General features: G+C 55.9%; 13 protein-coding genes. 12 read left to right on the top strand and 1 reads right to left on the bottom strand.

Features of this window, described 5'->3' with window-relative positions; all coding sequences use genetic code 11:
* Positions 1-639 precede the first annotated feature (639 nt).
* From ACTVJH_RS05125 to ACTVJH_RS05090, 8 genes are all read left to right on the top strand, one after another.
* Positions 640-3,084 (top strand): PAS domain S-box protein, encoded by a 2,445-nt coding sequence (locus ACTVJH_RS05125; RefSeq protein ID WP_455988137.1) that lies wholly within the window; start codon positions 640-642, stop codon positions 3,082-3,084.
* Complete coding sequence (locus tag ACTVJH_RS05120) at positions 3,084-4,139, top strand: HD domain-containing phosphohydrolase (protein WP_455988135.1); 1,056 nt, start codon at positions 3,084-3,086, stop codon at positions 4,137-4,139. The genes ACTVJH_RS05125 and ACTVJH_RS05120 overlap by 1 nt, the downstream gene beginning before the upstream one ends.
* Positions 4,140-4,520: 381 nt before the next feature.
* A complete protein-coding gene (locus ACTVJH_RS05115; protein ID WP_455988133.1) occupies positions 4,521-5,705 on the top strand; it encodes a TsoY family (seleno)protein in 1,185 nt (394 codons plus the stop codon).
* A 145-nt stretch (positions 5,706-5,850) separates the two neighbouring features.
* Positions 5,851-7,056, top strand: a complete 1,206-nt coding sequence (locus ACTVJH_RS05110) for a metallophosphoesterase (RefSeq protein WP_455988131.1) — start codon at positions 5,851-5,853, stop codon at positions 7,054-7,056.
* 20 nt (positions 7,057-7,076) lie between these two features.
* Positions 7,077-8,456, top strand: a complete 1,380-nt coding sequence (locus ACTVJH_RS05105; protein ID WP_455988129.1) for an MATE family efflux transporter — start codon at positions 7,077-7,079, stop codon at positions 8,454-8,456.
* A gap of 390 nt (positions 8,457-8,846) precedes the next feature.
* Positions 8,847-10,637 (top strand): BCCT family transporter, encoded by a 1,791-nt coding sequence (locus ACTVJH_RS05100; RefSeq protein ID WP_455988127.1) that lies wholly within the window; start codon positions 8,847-8,849, stop codon positions 10,635-10,637.
* Between the two features lie 25 nt (positions 10,638-10,662).
* On the top strand, positions 10,663-11,661 hold the full coding sequence (locus ACTVJH_RS05095; RefSeq protein WP_455988126.1) for a TIGR00341 family protein: 999 nt from the start codon (positions 10,663-10,665) through the stop codon (positions 11,659-11,661).
* A 183-nt stretch (positions 11,662-11,844) separates the two neighbouring features.
* Positions 11,845-13,854, top strand: a complete 2,010-nt coding sequence (locus ACTVJH_RS05090) for a HAMP domain-containing methyl-accepting chemotaxis protein (RefSeq protein ID WP_455988124.1) — start codon at positions 11,845-11,847, stop codon at positions 13,852-13,854.
* A gap of 97 nt (positions 13,855-13,951) precedes the next feature.
* Here ACTVJH_RS05090 and ACTVJH_RS05085 read toward each other — a convergent pair whose 3' ends face one another.
* Positions 13,952-15,319 carry a Na+/H+ antiporter NhaC family protein gene (locus tag ACTVJH_RS05085; protein ID WP_455988122.1) on the bottom strand — a complete coding sequence of 456 codons (1,368 nt, stop codon included), beginning with the start codon at positions 15,317-15,319 and terminating at the stop codon, positions 13,952-13,954.
* A gap of 421 nt (positions 15,320-15,740) precedes the next feature.
* Between ACTVJH_RS05085 and ACTVJH_RS05080 the strand changes: the two genes are divergently transcribed.
* The 4 genes from ACTVJH_RS05080 (at position 15,741) to ACTVJH_RS05065 (ending at position 20,719) form a co-directional block, all read left to right on the top strand.
* The gene (locus ACTVJH_RS05080) at positions 15,741-16,505 is read left to right on the top strand and encodes a hypothetical protein (RefSeq protein WP_455988120.1); all 765 of its coding nucleotides are present in this window, start codon (positions 15,741-15,743) and stop codon (positions 16,503-16,505) included.
* A complete protein-coding gene (locus ACTVJH_RS05075) occupies positions 16,502-17,635 on the top strand; it encodes an AI-2E family transporter (protein ID WP_455988118.1) in 1,134 nt (377 codons plus the stop codon). The genes ACTVJH_RS05080 and ACTVJH_RS05075 overlap by 4 nt, the downstream gene beginning before the upstream one ends.
* 155 nt (positions 17,636-17,790) lie before the next feature.
* Entirely contained in the window at positions 17,791-18,786 is a 996-nt protein-coding gene (locus tag ACTVJH_RS05070) for a lipoate--protein ligase (protein WP_455988116.1), read from the top strand.
* 127 nt (positions 18,787-18,913) lie between these two features.
* Positions 18,914-20,719 (top strand): tetratricopeptide repeat protein, encoded by a 1,806-nt coding sequence (locus ACTVJH_RS05065; protein ID WP_455988114.1) that lies wholly within the window; start codon positions 18,914-18,916, stop codon positions 20,717-20,719.
* Positions 20,720-20,775: the final 56 nt, after the last annotated feature.

The raw sequence follows: 20,775 nt of genomic DNA, 5'->3' as shown, positions 1-20,775 counted from the left end.
AGTTGCTGGCAACACTCGCGATACGGAATCTTTTAAAAAAAGAGTCAATACGGTTGGCGCATTCATTCTTTACAACTTGCAAATCGATAGGTTTAATCGTATCTTGCATTTGAGATCCTTGTTTTTTGTATTCTATTGCGTGGAAACAAGAGAAATACTAAAAAACAAGGATCTCTTCAAGTAAAAAATTAGTTATTTCAGGATGTTTGTTCTAATTTTGAAAGCAAAATAAACTCCGAAAGTCGAGTTGTTGGTATTGAACGACAGAGTTGCCGGCACAGGCCCGGTAGGCCAGGACATCGCATGATCGTTGGTACCTTCAAAGACAATGCATCTGTTTTTGGTTGACCGTAAGCACCAAGATTGGATGTGGGTAGCATATATATAAATGACACGACCGTGTCACCTGTTCGGCAATACGAATATGAGCGGCCCTGCAGGCGGTACCAAAAGGGACAGCCCCCCTTTCATTCAAGCAAACGGTGTGCTTGGCTCCCGGCTTTACCGGTTTGTTTGACAGGATTCGAGGGCTTGGCTAACTTTCATCATCATGTCGGTCTCTTTTCAACGATCCGTGCTATGCCATCCTGCATGAATCGTTCCCCATATCACATCTCGCGCAGCAGCATAAGGGTTGCCATGAAATCATTACGCGAAATGACCAGAGAAGAGTTGATCAGGGAGCTTGAGGATGCCCGCGAGCGCGAAAGGGCGCAGGCATTAGACCGGCGCTTTCAGATGGCGGTGGAGGCTACCAATGACGGGATCTGGGAATGGGACGTTCTGACCGGGAACGTGTATTTTTCTCCCCGGTACTTCACCATGCTCGGATACGACCCTGATGGTTTTGAGCATTGCCTGCAAACCTGGGAGTCTTTGCTGCACCCGGACGACAAAAAGCGTGTCAAGGATCAGATTTTTTTCAGCATGGACAAGGGGAAGCCGTTTAACGTCACCTTCCGTCTCAAAAACAACCAGGGAAAGTGGCAATGGATACTCGCCCGTGGTCGAATCGTTGAACAGGACTCGCATGGACGGCCCACCAGGCTGATGGGCACCCATGTGGACATTCACGAGCAGACCATGCTTGGGGAAACCATCCGCAAGCAGAACGAGGAACTGACCCTTTTGAACCGGCTCGGCCGTTCGGTCTCCCGGCGGTTGTCGCTGAAAGAAACGGTGGATGCCGCGTTGAACCTGCTCAAGGGAGCCGTGGAATGTGACCTTTTGCTGCTGTTTCTTCTGGATGGTGAGACTATCGTCTCAAAAGGCATCTGCAGCGAGTTGCAGGGAACAACCTCTTTTTATGAGAAGCGAAACAGGGTGGGAAAATGTTTGTGCGGCCGTGCCGTGAAGAGCCGAAAACCCGTCTTTTCCAAGGAGATAGTGAACGATCCAATCTATTGCCATGACGATTGCCGCAGAATCGGGATCACCTCTTTTGCCGCGATTCCCCTTGTGAGTGGAGAAAACGTGCTGGGCGTCATCGGTATCGGCTCGCTTGAGAGCGTGGAATATGAGCAGCGCGAGGCCTTTCTTGTCTCGGCGGCGTCCGTGGTGGCGAGCGGCGTGGCCAACGCCCTGATGGACGAGGAAGTCCGGAGGTATTCTGAAAACCTGGAAGATGTAGTCCGCAGGCGGACCGAAGCTCTGGCCAAAATGAACAACGCCATCGAGCGGGTCTTGATCTCGGTGATCATCACGGATGCAAGGGCAAACATTGAATACGCCAATCCCTTTTTTACCGAACTGACGGGATACTCCATAAAAGAGGTGATCGGAAAGAATCCCCGGATTCTCAAATCAGGGGTTCATGACCGTGCTTTTTACAAGGACATGTGGAATACCCTGCGCAACGGCCTGACCTGGCGCGGGGAGATATGCAACTGCAAGAAAGACGGCTCCATGTACTGGGAACGGGCCAGCATATCCCCTTTGAAGGACGATTCCGGGACCATCACCCACTTTATCGCGGTCAAAGAGGATATCACCGAGCGCAGAAACCGGGATCAGCAACTGCTCATCTTGTCCAAGGCCATCCGCAATGCGGCTTCCTCTGTGGTGGTGACGGATGCCAACGGTGGTATCGTGTATGTCAACCCGAGTTTTTCCCAGCTCACGGGGTATGCCTCCGAGGAGGTCATGGGCAAGAATCCGAGAATTCTCAAATCCGGATTGCATCAAAAGGAATTCTACGATGAATTGTGGGCGATTATTTCCTCGGGAAGGGCCTGGGAGGGAGAGTTTCTCAATCGGCGCAAGGACGGCACCCAGTTCTGGCTGTCCGCCAGAATAGCTCCGGTATTTGACCAGCATGGAGTCATCACCCACTATGTGGGGGTGCAGCATGATATCACGCAGAAAAAGGAGCTTGAAAATCTCAAGGGCGACGTGGATCGTATGATGCGACACGACCTCAAGACCCCGCTCAACGGGATCATCGGCTTTCCCCAGCTTATCGAGATGGAGGGTAATCTTACCGAGGACCAGCTTGAACTCACCCGGGCCATCACCCACTCGGCGCGAAAGATGCTGCGTATGATCGATTTATCCATGGATCTTTTCAAGATGGAGACGGGCCGGTATGAATATGTCCCAACCAGGGTGGATGTGATAAGCGTTTTGCGTGAGCTGGAGGCTGATTTTAGATCCAAGATCAGCGCCAAACAGCTCACCCTTTTGATTACCGTTAATGGTGAACCCGTTTCACAAGATGAGTCGGTGATGATATTTTCCGAGGAGAGTCTTCTTTATTCCATGCTCTCCAATCTGATCACCAACGCCATAGAGGCGTCACCCCCTAAAAAACATGTTGCTGTTGTTCTTGAACGCAGGGATGGGTGCTTTATTTCCATTACCAACACGGGAGTGGTGCCCGTAGCGGTGAGAAAGAATTTTTTCCGAAAGTACCACACGGCCGGAAAGAAACACGGAACCGGCCTTGGTACATATTCGGCCAGGATGATTGCGAACACCATGGGCTACGAGATACGCATGGAGACCTCGGACCAGAACAACCGGACCACGCTGTGTATTGACATCCCAGGGACATGTCGTCCCGTAACCGAGCCGGAAGGAAAATAATGGATCACGCGAAGATTCTTGTCGTTGACGATGAACCGCACAACATCCTGCTGCTCAAGCGGTACCTCAAGCTGCAGGGACATGATGTGGTGGGTGCGGAAAACGCGATCGTGGCCCAGGACAAGCTGAACAGGACCTTTGATCTGATCCTGTCAGACGTCATGATGCCGGAGGTGGATGGCTTCGAGTTCGTCCGTACCCTCCGGAACAATCCCGAGTTCGAGGACATTCCGATCATCATGGTCACCACCCTGGCAGACAAAAAGGCCCGCCTCAAGGCTGTCGAGGCCGGGGCCAACGACTTCATCGCCAAGCCCGTGGATCCGCTGGAGCTGCGGGTACGTGTCAAATCCATGCTCAGGCAGAAGGCCCAGCGTGACGAAATTATGCGTCATGAAAAGGAATTGAATGATCTTGTGGAGGAGCGGACCCTTGAGTTGCAACGGGCCCTCAGGGAGGTGAAAACGTCCTACCTCAATACCATTATTCATCTTTCCTCGGCCGCTGAATACAAGGACGAGGAGACCGGGGCCCACATCAAACGCATGAGCGGCTACTCCGCAGTGATCGCCGAGACCATGGGACTGGACCGGGAAGAAGTGGACCTGATTCACAGAAGCAGCCCCATGCACGACCTGGGCAAGATCGGCATCCCGGATCACATCCTGCTCAAGCCGGGAAGACTCGATTCTGACGAATGGGAAGTGATCAAGACCCACACCGGCATCGGCGCGGAAATTTTGGGGGTCGGCGCTTCGGACTACATCAACATGGGGGCGATCATCGCCCTGTCGCACCATGAAAAATGGGACGGCAGCGGCTACCCGGCCGGACTTTCCGGCGAGGACATCCCGCTGGTGGGGCGCATCTGCGCTGTTGCGGACGTGTTCGATGCCCTGACCAGCAATCGGCCCTACAAGAAGGCCTTTTCCGTGGAAAGGTCCCTGGAGATAATGGAACAGGGCCGTGGAACCCATTTCGACCCGGCGGTGCTGGATGCCTTTCTGGACAGTATGGCGAAGATTCTGGAAATCAAGAAGCAATTTGGAGAGTAAGCTGCCGGGCCGGGCCCATCGATCTGGACCCTGAAGATGTGTCATTGTGGTATCCATCTCGCTGATTTCACAGACATATTCGAGTCCTTGTGCGCGAGTCCCGAAACGGGATTTTCACCGGGGACGTGAACACTACCCGGCAACTCCCGGCCGTGATACGCAGTGTCCTGTTCGGGAGGAAAAATTCGCATCTTTATCCTTCAGTCTTGCGGTAGCCGAATCCAATGCGGCTGAAGGATTTATGTTTTGTGGACAAAGCCTTTGACGAGACTTGATTGACACAGGTAATGGAGCGGCATCTGTTTGTGGTGCCGTTTTTTTTCTGTTCCTGGCGGCCCGCTGGACATTTTTGCCGCTTAGAGAACACACAAGGAGGACAATATGAGCGCAACCCCAGGTAGGCCATCCAAGACATACAGCCCATTATATTTTTTGACGTCTCTGGGCTCGGGAGGTCTGGTGATCACATTTTTCATGTGGCTTATGCACTGGACAAGGCATCCCGGACATCCTGTTCCCGTGTTTGAGGACATTGTGACGGCATTTACCTCCGGGGGAGCCATCAGCCGGTTCATGATCATTCTGGCCATGGCTGGCATCGCAGGGTACGCTTTTTTGAATCTCAAATATCTGCTCTGGAATCTGGTGCAGTACAACCGTTTCAAGCGCACACCCGCCTATGGGCAGCTGGCTTCCTCCAATGCGCAGACCCAGGTGCTGGCCATGCCCCTGGCCCTGGCCATGAGCGTGAATGTGCTCTTCATCCTCGGCATGGTCTTTGTGCCCGGGTTGTGGAGTGTGGTGGAATACCTCTTTCCCGCGGCCATACTCGTTTTTCTGGCCATCGGGTGGATGGCCTTTCGCATGCTCGGGCAGTTCATGGGGCGGGTGATGACCACGGGCGGTTTCAGCTGCGCGAGCAACAACTCCTTTGCCCAGGCCCTGCCCGCCTTTGCCCTGGCCATGATCGGGGTCGGCATGGCGGCTCCGGCCGGATTGTCCGCCACCCCGCTCGTAGCCGGTACAGGGTTGGTCTTATCGACGTTTTTTCTGGTCGCTGCCGCTTTGATCGCGGCCATCGCCCTGGTTCTCGGTATCCGGTCCCTGGCGGAAAACGGGGCCAATATCGAGACCGCGCCGACCCTTTCGGTGTTCATTCCGGTACTGACGATCATAAGCATTCTTTCCCTGCGCCAGAATCACGGCCTGGATGCGCATTTCGGTCTGGCAAGTGGTGGGGCGGAGCGTTTGATGATGCTTTCGCAATATTTTTCGGCCCAGGTTCTTTTTGCCCTGCTGACCGGACTGGTGCTCAGCCGTCTGGGGTATTTCTCCAGGTTTATCACAGGCCGCGAGGCCTCGCCGGGTTCCTACGCCCTTGTCTGCCCCGGCGTGGCCCTGGCGGTAATGATCCACTTCTGGCTCAACCGGGGACTGGTGGATGCCGGGATGATCGATACATTTTCTTTATCCTACTGGACGATCACGGCCCTGGCTCTTGCGATCCAGTTTGCCACAGCCTGGCTGGTATTCATTCTGAATCGCAAGCATTTTAAAAAGAGATGAAACAGGAGAAAAATCGAAAGATATAAAACTGCACTCAACGCCCGGCATATTACCTAGGCTTGCGGGCATATGCCTGCCGTGGAATAGTCGCCTGAATAGTCACAAAAAGATATCCAGAAACTCTTGAAGAACCCGGGAAGACATCATGCTCGCAGGAATCAGTATCTTTTTCATTCTTCTTCTGATCGTTTCCCTGTCCATGGGCCTGTACATTGTCCGTCGGATCATCCGTCCGGCCGCTTTAGGGCCTTTGGGCAGGATGATTGCGTGGGCTGTGCTGCTGGCCGCATTGCTGACCACCCCGGCAGTCATTGCCCTGCGGAGGCTCCATCTGGAGGGGCTCTGGGTGGATACTGCCATCTGGACCGGCTACCTGATCCTGGGATTTATCCTTTTTGTCTTTACCCTGTGTCTGATCCGCGATCTGGTCCTGCTCATCCTTCTGGCGATTGATCGGATACGGGCCCGGATGCGGCCTCATTCCCGTCCTCTGCTTCCGGCCCTGGCCTGGGCGGGCAAGCTCGCCCGTGCCACCAACGTGATCGTGATTGTTTGTGCCCTGGGGCTCTGCCTTTTCGGCCTGTACGAGGCCCGGCGGGTGCCTCCCGTCAGAACCGTCCACATCACCCTGGACGATCTGGATCCGGCTTTGGACGGATTTCGATTGGTCCAGCTCAGCGACCTGCATGTGGGGCCGACCATTCGGGGCAGCTGGGTGAACAAGGTTGTCGAACGCACCAATACGGCGCGCCCCGACCTGGTGGCCATCACCGGCGACCTGGTGGATTCTTCGGTTCACCGGCTTTTGCCCGAGGTCCGGATTCTGCAGCATCTCAAGGCCACGCACGGGGTCTTCTTTGTAACAGGGAACCATGAATACTATTCCGGGGCGACACCCTGGATCACCGTACTCAAGGAAATGGGATTGGACGTGCTCATGAACGAGCATCGCATCATTACCCACAATGGGGCGGAGCTCGTTGTTGCCGGGGTTCCTGATCTGCGGGGAGGGCGATTCGATCCCTCCCACGAACCCGATCCCGGACGGGCCGTGGCCGATGCCCCGGATGGTCTGGTCAGGATTCTTCTCGCCCATCAGCCTGTCATGGCGGATCAGGTCCAGAAATACGGCTACGATCTGATGATTGCCGGTCACACCCACGGAGGACAGTTTTTTCCCGGCACCCTGCTGGTCCATCTCTTCCAACCCTATGTGGCCGGACTGCACACCATCGGGGAGATGCTTCTCTATGTGAGCAGGGGGACAGGGTATTGGGGACCGCCCCTGCGCATTGGCGCACCCTCGGAAATCACGCTGCTTGTTCTTCATTCCTCACAAAACGCGGGCTGATAGCTATTCGGAAGCACCGCATGGTGCATACGCATACAATGACACGAACCAATCCGATTCTTACAGGTTCCGTTCCGGTGAATTTTTTCCGGTTATGGCTGCCTTCCCTTGCGGGCATGATGGCCATGACCACCGCAAATATCGTGGACGGAATCTTTATCGGGAACTACGTGGGCGCGACCGCTTTGGCTGCCGTTAATCTGGTCATTCCCTTTCTGGGCATTCTCTTCGGGATCACCTTCATGCTGACCATGGGGGGGACGGTTCGCGCGGGCCGGTATATCGGGGAGGGGGACACGGCCGCTGCCGGGGCGATCTTTTCCAAGACCCTGCTGGCGGTCGTTTTTCTGGCCCTGCTGGTATCGGCATTCGGTCTGCTCTTCGAGAGGCATCTGCTCACGGGATTGGGCGGGAGTGATGAGGTGCTCCCGCTGATGCAGACCTATTTTCGAATCATCATGGGGTTCATCTGGGCGCATCTGTTGGCCGTGGTCATGTATTTTTTCGTCCGGGTTGACGGATATCCGGTTCTGGCAGGCCTGTCCCTGGTCGTTGGTGCGGGCATCAATATCGGCCTGGACTATCTGTTCGTTGTCCGCTGCGACTGGGGGATCGCCGGGGCTGCCTGGGCCACGGGCATCTCCCAGGGATTGCCCTTATTCATCCTCTGCAGCTATTTTTTCCTTCCGCTGCGTCGTCTGCGCTTTGATCCGCGGCAGCGGGAATGGCGCGAATTGTTCGGTTCCGCCTTCAACGGGCTGTCGGAATTCATCAATGAAATATCCGCTTCGATCATCGCCCTGATGCTCAACTGGATGTTCATGATCCGTTCGGGCGTACAGGGCGTGGCGGCAATCACCGTGATCACCTATCTGATGTTCATCGGCCTGATGCTCGTCTTTTCCATTGGCGATGCCCAGGGTGTGCTCGTCAGCCAGAATTATGGGGCAAAAAATCTCCGCCGCATCCGTGCATTTTTTCTGATCTGCCTTCTGGCCGCCCTGGTGATCGCTTCCGTCTGCATCAGCTTTCTCTTCTTTTATCCACAACTTCTGGTCCATGCCTTTCTGTCGGCAGACGAACGAGAGGTCATCGCATTGACTCTCGATATCTTGGGCATGTTCTGGCCTGTCTTTGCTGTCAACGGGGTGAGTCTGATTATCTCCTCCTATCTGACCGCTCTGAATCTTCCTGTCCCCTCTGCGATCATCGCCCTCAGCCGAAGTCTCGTCCTGCCGGTGATCCTGCTGCTCGTGCTCTTTCTGGGCTTTCCCGAGCTGCCCTTCATCCTGGCCATACCCATGGCCGAAGTGTTCACCCTGTTTCTGGCACTCTTTTTTCTGGTCCGATTTTTTCCGAACAAAACCCTGTTTGTCCGGCTCAGACGCGCCGGCCGATGAGGTAAATACCAATGCGAGCATATGCCCGCAACCCAACAAAGGCTTCAACGCCCGCTCGCAAGCTCGCTCGAGGAACAGAGGATCAGAGAACGGCACAGAGAAAGACATTTTTCCCGGGAGCGCGGGCGTCCCGCCCGCATTTGTTCGGGATGTTGCCGATTTCCAACCTCATGCTCGGGAATAAAGAAGCGGGCGGGACGCCCGCGCTCCCAGGCCGAGTAGTTACTTTTTGGCCTGAATAGGTACCGATTTGTTTTTATTTTTGAGCATGATACTGCGGGATATGCGCTCCAATCCATTGCCAGGGCTGCGATTTCCGTCTATGGGGAAACCAGGCTCGCATTTCACCTGTATCCTCATTCAAAACCGTGCAACATTTAGGAGCTGCGCATGGCCAAGAAACAGAAGAAGCGGAAAAAGAAGGAACGAACCTATCAGTACAAGGCCATGGAAATGGCCCGGGAACAGTGGGAGAAGCAGGCGAAAAAGAATATCAAGGAGCGGCGGACTTTTCGCGGCCTGCAGATCATACCCACATCCAGCTATTATGATGAGTCCGAGGGACACAGGCCCGGGGAAAATAACTGGACCGGATACGGGTTCGACATCCATCCTCAGGTCTCCCTGGCGGCCGGGGGGCTGGTCCTTCTTTTCATCGTCCTGACCCTGGTGTTCAGGGAGCAGGCCGGAACTTTTTTTCAGACCGTACTGGACGGGATAGGGAACACCTTTGGCTGGCTGTACATCCTGGCGGCCAATTTCTTCGTCCTGGTCATGATTCTCATCGCCTCGAGCGACTACGGGAAGATCAGGATCGGGGGGCCGGACGCGCTCCCGGAGTTCAGTACCTTCAGCTGGTACGCCATGCTCATCAGCGCGGGCATGGGCATCGGGCTCATGTTCTGGAGCGTGGGGGAGCCCATCTTCCATTTCATGACCCCTTCGCCCATGTTCAACGTGCCCCCCAGTTCGGCCCAGTCCGCCCAGGTGGCCCTGGGACTGACCTATTACCATTGGGGTATCCATCCCTGGGGCATCTATGCCCTGGTGGGACTTTCCCTGGCCTTTTTCGCCTACAACCGGGGGTTGCCCCTGACCATCCGTTCCATTTTCTATCCCCTGCTGGGTGAAAGGATCTACGGGTTCTGGGGCAATCTCATCGACATCCTCTCGGTCATGGCCACCCTCTTCGGTCTGGCCACCTCCCTGGGACTGGGGGTCAAACAGGTCTCGTCGGGCCTCAATTATCTTTTTGGATTTCCCAACACCACGACATTTGCTGTCATACTCATCGCCGTGATCACCCTGCTCGCGGTCATCTCCATTGCCTCCGGTCTGGACAAGGGGGTCAAGTTTCTGAGTATGGCCAACATGAGCACGGCCGGGGTGTTCATGCTCTTTCTGCTGATTACGGGCCCCACCGTGTATATTCTGAAGGCCTTTACCCAGAATCTTGGGTTTTATATCCAGAATCTGCCCCAATTGAGCTTTTGGGTGGAGACCTTTTACGGGGCCGAGGGGAGCAACTGGCAGAACCCCTGGACCATCTTCTACTGGGGATGGTGGATTTCCTGGTCCCCCTTCGTGGGCATGTTCATCGCCCGGATCTCCAAGGGGCGCACGGTGCGCGAGTTCATCCTCGGGGTGATGATCTTTCCCACCCTGCTTTCCTTTTTCTGGATGTCCTGCTTCGGTGGCTCGGCCCTGTGGCTGCAGCTCACCGGGTCCATGGATATCGCCACTGCAGTGAGCAAGGATGTCTCCACCGCCCTGTTCGTCATGCTGGAAGGTTTTCCCCTGACCAGGATCGCCTCGTTCATCGGCATCATGCTGGTGTCCATTTTTTTCATCACTTCTTCGGATTCCGGATCCCTGGTGGTGGATCACCTGACCTCCGGCGGCAAGCTGGACTCCCCGGTTCCCCAGCGGATCTTCTGGGGGGTCATGGAAGGGGTCTGCGCCGCGGTTTTGCTCATGGGGGGCGGTCTGGCCGCCCTGCAGAGCGCGTCCATTGCCACGGGCCTGCCCTTCACCGTTGTCCTGCTCATCATGTGCTACAGCCTCTACCGGGGGCTGCAGGAGGAGCATTATCACAAGACGATCATCAGTAAGCTGAAACCCAAGAATCACACGATCGAGATTCCTGTGACCGAGGAAGAACTGGGCAGACAAAAGACCTGAAGCCCGACGGCACGAGCGGGGGACCATGAAATATCTTGAAGTCGTCGCCGATATGCAAAGCGCCGCAACAATCGGAAAAATCGCGGAAAAGGCCAAGGCCCGGGATTTTCGTCTGGGTCCTGTCGGCGATGACAATATGCGTCAGATGCGCATGCTGGTCAGCGACGATCATCTCCAACTCGCCCTGGATACCCTGCAGAACGTCCTGGGCGCCCAGACCATGTCGACCATCGTGGTTCTGCCCATCGAGACATCCCTTCCCGTGCCCGACGAGGAACAGCGGCGCGACGAGGATGCGGCCTCGGCCGCCCGGGAGGCCTTGTATGAAGAGGTGGAAAAGAATGCCCAGCTGGACCTCAACTATCTGGTATTGGTGCTCCTTTCGACCATTGTAGCGGCCATCGGACTCATCGAGAACAACGTGGCCGTGGTCATCGGAGCGATGGTCATTGCTCCGCTGCTCGGGCCCAATCTCGCCCTGAGTATGGGAACGGCCCTGGGGGATCTTGCGCTGATGTTCAAGGCGGCCAGGACCCTGTTTGCCGGAATCGCGGTGTCGGTGTTTTTGTCCGTTGTTCTGGGGTTTTTCTGGCCTACGGAGCTGGACAGTCGGGAACTTGTCGGCAGGACCAGCGCGGGGCTGGATTCTGTGGCCCTGGCCCTTGCCTCGGGCGCGGCCGCGGCCCTCTCCCTGACCAGCGGACTTTCCAGCGTGCTTGTGGGAGTGATGGTGGCCGTGGCCCTTTTACCGCCCGCAGCCACCCTGGGGCTCTTTCTCGGGGCCGGGCGTTTCGATCCGGCCATCGGGGCAGGGCTTTTGCTCGCGGTGAACATCGTCTGTGTCAATCTGGCCAGCAAGGTGGTTTTCTTTGTCAAGAAAATCCGTCCACGGGGCTGGCTTGAAAAGGAAACCGCCAAGTGGGCCATGCTGACCTATGTCCTGGTCTGGATCGGCAGTCTGGTCATCCTCATGGCTATAGCCTATGCCAGACGGAGTCTGGATCATGGTGCGCTGGTCCAGTGAGACCGGCCTGCAGGGAACCCGGGAAGCGGCTGACTCGGGGACTGGTCCAGGGGATCATGCCGCGCTTTCGCATGGTCACTAGGGGGACGCGAGGATCCCGATCTCACCGGAAGGTTATTCCAACCATTGTCAGACAGTTACCTGGTCAACAAGATTGTCACCACCAATCAAATGGGAGGATGTATGACGATTCGTGCGAAACTTCTGCTCATGGTCGGGGTGCCCATTGTGGCCCTGCTGGCCATCCTGGCTATCGGTCTGTTCGGATTTATGGATCTCGACGGTTCCATGCGGGACGTGAATGCCATCCACATGGACCGGGCGACCATGATCGACGGGGACCGGGATGCCTATCAGGGGCAGATGGCCGTTTTCATGGCCCGGCAGGCAGATAGTGAGCAGATTTTGAATACGCGGCTTGAAGAGATGACCGAAAACATGCAGCAGACGCGGGAACGGATTCTTGGCCCTTCCGAACGATTCACCAGTGAGATGGGCACCTCCCTGTCCCGGTTCGAGGATGCCTTTGCCGCATGGAAAAAGGATAACGACACGGCCGGATCCCTGATGCGTCAGACCTTTGCGGCCAATGCTGAACGCGACAGGGCCGCTGAAACGGTCAACGAATTGTTCGCACAGATGCGGGATGTTATCGACAGGCTGGGTGAACTGGCTGGAACCGGACTGAAGGACGAGGGGATCGATCTGGATCGACGTCTGGATCTTGAAACGGCACTGTCCCAAGTGCTCAATGCGGACCGGGACGCCTATCAGGCCTATGTGGCGCAATTGTTGATTTTTCGGGCCATGGACCAACAGACCTTGAACGGATTGGCGGCAGATTTCCGGGAGAACGCCCAGCAGACCAGGGATCGGGTCCGGGAGAGTGTCACCCTTATCGGTAACGCTGCCGCAGAATTGGGTCGAACCTTTGACGAGCACTATGCCCGATGGTTCGAGCTGAGCATGCAGATCGTGGATCTGACAACCTCGAATTTCAGCAAGAATGTGAACATTGCCGAAAATCTGGATCAGAGTGATCGCCATTTCACGGCCATGCGCAACGCCATCGACGGCTTGGGCCAGATGCAGGTCCAGCGGGTCGAGACCGAAATGAACGATCTGGAGACCATGGTTTCCCGGACCATCTGGGTGTATGTGATCATCGTGGCCGTGTTTATACTGGCCTCGGTTCTCCTGGCCCTGTTCGTTTCCGGAAGGATCACCCGGGCCTTGCGCGAGGGGGTGAGTGCTGCCGAGGCATTGGCTGAAGGGGATTTCACGGTGACCCTTGAGAATCGTTCCAAGGACGAGGTCGGACAATTGGCGAATTCTTTCCGGGCCATGATCGCTCGGGTGGGGGACGTGGTCAGACAGGTCAAGGAGGCCACCTCGAACGTGGCCTCGGGGAGTGACGAGCTGGCCAGGGCATCCATGGGATTGAGCCAGGGGGCCACGGAGCAGGCCTCATCCGTTGAGCAGGTCTCGGCGAGCATGGAGGAGATGGCCGCGAACATTCAGAACAATGCGGCCAATTCCAGCGAGACCGAGCGCATCGCCATGAAGACGGCCAGTGACGCTTTCGAGGGAGGCAAGGCGGTCAGGCAGACCGTGACCGCCATGAAGGAGATTGCGGACAAGATTTCGATCATCGAGGAGATCGCCCGGCAGACAAACCTGCTCGCCCTGAACGCGGCCATCGAGGCGGCCCGGGCCGGTGAACACGGCAAGGGATTTGCTGTGGTCGCCTCGGAGGTGCGCAAGCTGGCCGAACGTTCCGGCGCCGCGGCCAACGAGATCAGCGTTCTCTCCAGTTCCAGCGTGACGGTGGCCGAACAGGCCGGCAGGATGTTGGATACCATTGTCCCGGATATCCAGAAGACCTCGGAGCTGGTGCAGACCATCTCCGCAGCCAGTGCCGAGCAGAACAGCGGGGCGGCCCAGATCAACTCCGCCCTGCAGCAGCTGGACAAGGTGGTTCAGCAGAATGCCGCCTCTTCCGAGGAGATCGCCTCGACCTCCGAGGAATTTTCCGCCCAGGCCATGAGTCTGAACAAGACCCTGGCCTTTTTCCGCTTCGAACAGGGCGCTTCGGATGACCGGTCCGGCGGACCGGGGGTCCAGGCCATGCTTGAAAAAGGGACGCAGGACGATCTTTTCGATGGGGACGAGGACGCGTTTGATCGTTTCTGAAAACGGCTTCCCGTTGACAATGTCCCGTGTATGCAACAAGGCCCCGGTCCGACATCGGACCGGGGCCTTGTGTTTGAAACGACCTGGTTCTTTGCGATCAGCGGGACACGGTATTTTCAGCGGACCGTTCACGTCTGGTCACAGCCCGGGGCCAGCCGGTAAGGATCGAGATGCAGGCGAACCCGGCGAGGAGCATGCAGTACCAGTTGCCGACGATGATGGACAGGGGGGATAGCTTGGCTATGGAGCCGACCAGAAGAACCTGGGCCCCGTAGGGGATCAGTCCCTGGACAACGCAGGAGAAGATATCCAGCAGGCTGGCGCTGCGTCGGGGATCGACCTGTGTTTCCGTGGAGATGTCCCGGGCCAGCTTACCCGTGAGGATGATGGCCACGGTGTTGTTGGCGATGCACAGGTTCGCCAGGGAAACCAGGGCGGCAATGCCGGTCTCGCCTGATCGTCGGGATGAGGTGCCCTGCTTTTCAAGAGAAAAGGCCTTGATTCGATCCAAAAGCCATTGCAGGCCGCCGTTATAGCGGATGAGTTCGCCCAGACCGCCCACGAACATGGACAGAACCAGGATTTCGTGCATGCTGGTAAATCCCGTGTAGATATCCCTGGACAGGGTGAGCAGGGTGTAGTCCTCGAGCATGGCCAGACCGGTTCCACCGGCCAGGACAATGCCCGTCGCCAGGACCACGAAGACGTTCACCCCGGCTATGGCCATGCCCAGGATGACCAGGTAGGGCAGGATCTTCATGAATTCCCACGATCCTGCAGCCGTGGGCGTTCCGGCCGATCCCGTAAGCACGAGCAGGACAACGGTCAGCAGGGCCGCAGGCGCGACAATGCGAACGTTCATCTTGAACTTGTCGCTCATTCTGCACCCCTGGGTCTTGGTGGCCGCGATGGTCGTGTCCGAGATCATGGACAGGTTGTCCCCGAACATGGCCCCGCCCAGAATGGTTCCCATGAGCAGGGTCATGGAGATATCGGTCTGTTGCCCCACCCCTGCGGCAATGGGGGCGATGGCCGCGATGGTTCCCATGGAGGTTCCCATGGAGGTGGCCACAAAGGCGGCGATGACAAAGAGTCCCGGAAGAATGAGCTGGGTGGGAATGAAGGCCAGCCCCAGGTTGACCGTGGCCTCGACCCCGCCGATGGACTTGGCCACCTCGGCGAATCCGCCGGCGAGCAGATAGATCATGCACATGGTGATGATGTTGACCTCGCCGACCCCGCTTAAGAAGATGGTCATCTTCTGATTCAGGGTGCCCCTGCCCATGGCAATGGCCAGGGCGATGGCCGGAAGGATGGCAACGGCAGCGGACAACTGATAAAATCCCATGGCCACGCCCTGCATGGTTTGAAAAATACCCGTTCCAATGAACAGGATCAAAAAAAGGAGCAGGGGCAGAAGGGCGGAGGCGCGGGCCTGAGGATGTTCGTTTGGGTTTGGATCCATAGCTGTCTCCTTGAGCATTCCCCGTGCTTATTGACCGGGATTGTTACGAAAAAGACGGGGAGAAGAACAAATGGAGTGCATCTAGTCCAAGGTTGCCCGGCTGTCCAGTACAGGGGGAAGGAGACAGGAGAAAGGAGACAGGAGACAGGAGAAAGGGAGACGGGAAAAAAGTGCGCAGTACGCAGGGCGCAGTACGCAGGAAGGACAGGAAAGGAGAACGGAGACAGGAGAAAGGAGACGGGAAACGGGAAAGGAAGGAAAGGTATTCCGAGGTCGTTGTGAAGGAATAGTTTGATCATCCATTGGTTCGTTGGTAGCTTTATTTTTTTACATGTGCTGGTCGCTTTTCGGTTCATGACCGGGCGAGAAATGCTTCAGGATGCGGACATTTAGTGAGTGCACAGAGGGCAAGGGGGCGATTATGAGCAGGATTTCGGAGTACGCGGATTCCCTGGTAGAGGAGGGATTGGCCGAGGCCGCGGATACGTTTTTCGGCAAGCGCAAACGCCTCGAGGATGAAATCAACCTTTTCCACGAGAAATGCCGCGAACTCGTCCAAATCGGCCAAAGGGTCGTTGACCGGGGTCACGGTTTGGGCTTTTTGCTCCTTAACGGCGAGGGACTGGCGGATTTTTACCAGGCCCTGGTGGTCGACTGGGAGAAAGGCAACCCTCTGGATGGAAGCAGCCATGCCGGGGACGTTGTCCCTGGATCGGGAATGTTTGCAAGGACCAGGTATTGGAAGAGTGTCTATCAGACCTACGCGGCACTTTACACCTCCCTGGATGTCTATACGAACGGCCGTCATCTTGACGACCCCTCCCGGCCGGGGGGGAAGAAAAGAACCATCTGCCTTGCGACCATCACCAAATGGGGGGAACGGATCAATGAGCGGATCGAGGCCTTGAACCAGGACAACCAACCCTCCCAGGTGCTCCAATTTGCCAAGCAGTTTCGGGTGGACGAGATGGAAAAGGAGAATATCACCGGTGGAGGGGTGGTTTACAATCTGGACGATGATCTCTCCTTTGCCCGTGTGGATCTCTCGCAATGCGGTTTTTTTGAGTTTCCTGTTCTTCCCGGGCCTCGAGAGGTCAAAAAGACCATTAAAGCGCATTGTCTTGAATTATACAAACAACACAGGACCCGGCTCGAGACCGTCCTTCGAGAGGTCGAAAAATCATGAGTTTATTCGGTGATCGTCCCTATACCCTGGACCGCGTGGTTCGGTTGTCCCTGACCGTGGGGGTTGCCTGGGGAGCCGTGCTGCTGCTCGGATATTTAAGCGATGTCATTCTTCCCTTTGTTGTGGCCGTTCTTCTGGCCTACATCCTCCATCCCCTGGTCTCCTGGGTCCAGCAACGGGTCAGATCGCGGGCCCTGGCGGTCTGGTTGACGCTCGCGGCCACGGGAATTTGCGCTGTGGGCCTGCTGTGGGTGCTTGTCCCCTTGATCGGCCGGGAAATGTCCCACATGGGTTCCCTTGTTTCCGATCTGGTCAATAACTCCGGTCTGGCCGAGCAGGCTGCCAAGCGCCTCCCCCCGGACATCTGGATGTGGATCAAGGAACAACTCGCCCGGCCCGAGATTCGTTCCATGTTTCAGACAGACAATGTTCTTTCCCTTTTTGAATCCCTGGGCCAGCGATTGGTGCCCGGTATCTGGAACATCATCGCCGGGACGGCCAGTTTTCTGTTCTGGGTGCTTGGTCTGGTATTCATTTTCATGTATCTTGTTTTTCTGCTTCTCGATTTTCAGCGTTTCAAGGACAGCAGCAAAGATCTCATTCCTTCCTCCTGGCGCAAACCTGTCACCGAGTTTCTGCAGGAGTTCGACCAGGGCATGAGCCGTTATTTCAGGGCGCAGGCCGGGGTGGCGAGTATTGTCGGGGTTCTTTTTGCCATTGGTTTTGCCATGATCGGTCTTCCCCTGAGCATTCTTCTGGGGCTTTTTATCGGGCTGTTGAACATGGTTCCCTATCTGCAGACCATTGGGCTCATTCCGGCCCTTTTGCTGGCTGGTGTACATGCCCTGGAAACCGGTACCAGTTTCTGGGTGGTCTTTGGTCTGACCGGCCTCGTTTTTTTGGTGATTCAGGCTATCCAGGACATGGTACTGGTACCCAAGATCATGGGCAAGGTCATGGGGCTTTCTCCGGCCATGATCCTGCTTTCCCTGTCTATCTGGGGCAAGCTCCTGGGATTTCTCGGGCTGATCATCGCCCTTCCCGTGACCTGCCTCTTGCTGGCGTATTACAAACGGATCATTCATAAGCAGAGTCGTGAAGGGGCTGAGGCGGTCCAGGAAAACGGCTAGGAACCACAGATGGTTTCGCGCTAAGGCCAAACGACCCGGGGAAAGGATACGGGTAGAAGAAAATGAGGGATTCAAGGGTTTTTGTCGTGAACGCGGTGAGTGCAACGCACTGTTTTTTTCTATAACGATATATTTTTTCAAGGACTTTTCATTTCATGCAGTGTATCTCCAATAACGGCATCACGGATCCGCGGGTCAATCTGGCCCTGGAAGAGTATTGTCTGAAAAACCTCGATCCGGACACGGATTATCTGCTTTTTTATGTCAACGATCCGTCGATCATTATCGGTCGTTTTCAAAACACCCTGGAGGAGATCAATCAGAACTATGTGGATGCCAACGGTATCCATGTGGTGCGCAGGATTTCCGGCGGCGGGGCGGTGTATCACGATCACGGCAATCTCAATTTCAGCTTCATGACCCGGTTCGATCGCGACAATGTGCTCAATTTTCGTAAATTCACCGAACCGGTCATAAAGGCCCTCAAAGCGTTGGGGATCGAGGCGGAATTGACCGGGCGAAACGATATTCTTGCCCAGGGAAAAAAAATCTCCGGCAACGCCCAGTATGCCACCCGTACCTCCATGCTCACCCATGGAACCCTGCTTTTTGATTCAGATATGGAAATCCTGGTTCAGGCCCTGAACGTGAGTCAGGAGAAGATTACCTCCAAGGCCCTCAAATCCGTGCGCAGCCGGGTGACAAATATCAGGGAGTGTCTGCCTGAACCCATGGACATGGCTGCCTTTAGTACCCATCTCATAAAAACCCTGTTCGCCCCCTTTGGAGGGGTGCGCACCTGTGAGCTGACCCCGGATCAATGGGATGCGGTCCATGAACTGGCTGCAACCAAATATGGAAACTGGGAGTGGAATTTCGGAAAATCACCCAGATTCAATGTACAGAAAAAAAAGCGTTTTCCTGTCGGCCAGGTGGATACCCGCATTCAGGTCGAAGCCGGTATCATCACCTTGGTGAAAATCTATGGGGACTTCCTCGGCCATGGTGAGATCCAGGGGCTTGAAAGTCTGCTCACGGGTCAGGTGTTCAGAAAGGACCGGTTGGAGCAATGTCTTGAGAATGTCGATCTCTCTCAGTATTTCGGGGCCATGGAGACCAGGGAGTTTATCGCCTATCTTTGTGAAGATTGAGCAAAACTCGATGGTGTCTGGTCTGCCCTTTGCTTGAAGAAAACCGGCTGCTGCAAATGCAGGACATAGAGAGCCTGTAGCTACTTATTGTCATATTCACATGTTCGTTATGAAGTTTGGAGAGGTCATGGATTTCAGGAGAAACTGGGTTGTGTTCTGTTTGCTGGGAGTCACATTGCTCATCGCTTCCTGCAGTGCTGAAGAGGAGAAAAAAACAGCCCATCTTGAAGAAGGCAACGCATTTTTGGTCAAGGGTGAACTGGAAGACGCGGAAAAGGCCTTTTTGCGGGCCATTGCCCTGGACAATCGGTACAAAGAGGCCTTTGTCCAGTTGGGGATCGTGCAGATGCGGCGGGGCGAACTCAGGGCGGCCTTTGCCAGTTTCACCAAGGCAGCAGAGCTCGATCCTCAGGATCAGGATGTCCAGCTCAGACTGGCGACTTTCCACATGCTGGGCAGAGATTTCTCCCGTGCCCTGGACATTCTCGACAATGTTCTTGCCAAGGAACCCGCAAACATCGAGGCCCTGTTTCTCAAAGGATCGCTCATGGTCCAGCAAAAAAAACTGCGCCAGGCCAAAACCTTGTTCAAAGAGATCATTGAACTCGATCCCTCCCAGATCCGGGCCTATCTCGCCCTGGTCAAGACCCTGGCGGTTCTCGGCGAGACTGAAGAGATCACCACCCTGCTCCATGCGGGCATGGAAAATAATCCCCATTCCCTGGATCTCAAACTGGCCCTGGTCGACCGCTATCTTGGCGAAGGCAAGATCACCGATGCCAAGGGTGTGCTCCTGGACGCGCTGCAGCACGATCCCGGCAATCCCAATCTTCAGGAGATCCTTGGCACCTTTTATTTCCGCATCGGCCAAATGGACATGGCCGAGTCGGCCTACAGGGAAGCGGTCAAACTCTCACCCATGCAGGTCGGCCCGCTCATGCATCTGGCCAGGTTTTACGATCTGATCGGCAACGAAGACAAGGCCGCCCAGTCCTATGAACGGGCCTTGAAGATCGCTCCGGACAACGTTCAGGTGCTGGACACGGTCTCCCGGTTCTACGCCCATACGGACAAGCTCGAACTGGCTGAAAAATATGTGATTCAGGCCCTGGAGGCCAACCCCTCTTTTTTGCCGTCCCGCATCCTGCAGACAGAACTGGCCCTTGAGCGCGGCGATTTTCAAACCACGCTGGACCTTTCCCAGGCCCTGCTCGATACCAACCCAAACCTGCCCAAGATCAATTATCTCAAAGGCATGGCTTTGCTGGCCACGGGCGAACTGGAAAATGCCGACAAGGCGCTCACAGCTGCTCTTGATGCCTGGCCCCGTTTTGTTCCGGCACGAATGGGCCTGGCCAGGGTGTTGCGTGATCGAGGCAACCCCGATCAGGCCCGGGCCCATGCATTGGTGGTCCTGGAACAGGCTCCCGCTGACATCGAGAGCAGATTGTTTTTGGGAACCCTTGCCGAAACCAGAGGCGATCTTGCGGCAGCCGAAAAATGGTATCGCGAGATCCTCGAGCTGGACCCGGGCTATGGACCCGCTGCCAACAATCTCGCCTATATCCTGGTCAGACAGGATGACCATCTGAGCGAGGCGCTGCAACTGGCCACCCTGGCCCTGGAAAAAATGCCCGATGATCCCCTGGTGCTGGATACCATGGGACTGATCCTGCTGCGTCAGGATAAAGCAGCCTCGGCCCTTGATTATCTCTCACGCAGTGTGGACCGGGATCCTGAAAATCCTCTTTTTCTCTATCATCTGGGACTTGCCCATTTTCAGGAACATAACCTGGACCAGGCCAGACAGGCCCTTTCCGGTGCACTGGAGTTCAATGCGACCTTTCAGGGAAAGGAACATGCCCGAGACATTCTGGATCGTCTTCAAGAAGATGACAGATCCACCCGTGGGGAGGCTGTGACCGGTGAATAGTCGTGTGTCCGAAGGGGCCTGGTTTTTGTTTCCGAGGGGGGATTGTCGCATCCGGA

The sequence above is a fragment of the Desulfoplanes sp. PS50 genome (genome assembly GCF_053851535.1).
Note: the sequence above shows the minus strand (reverse complement) of the source record. Positions and strands in the feature narration are given on the sequence as shown.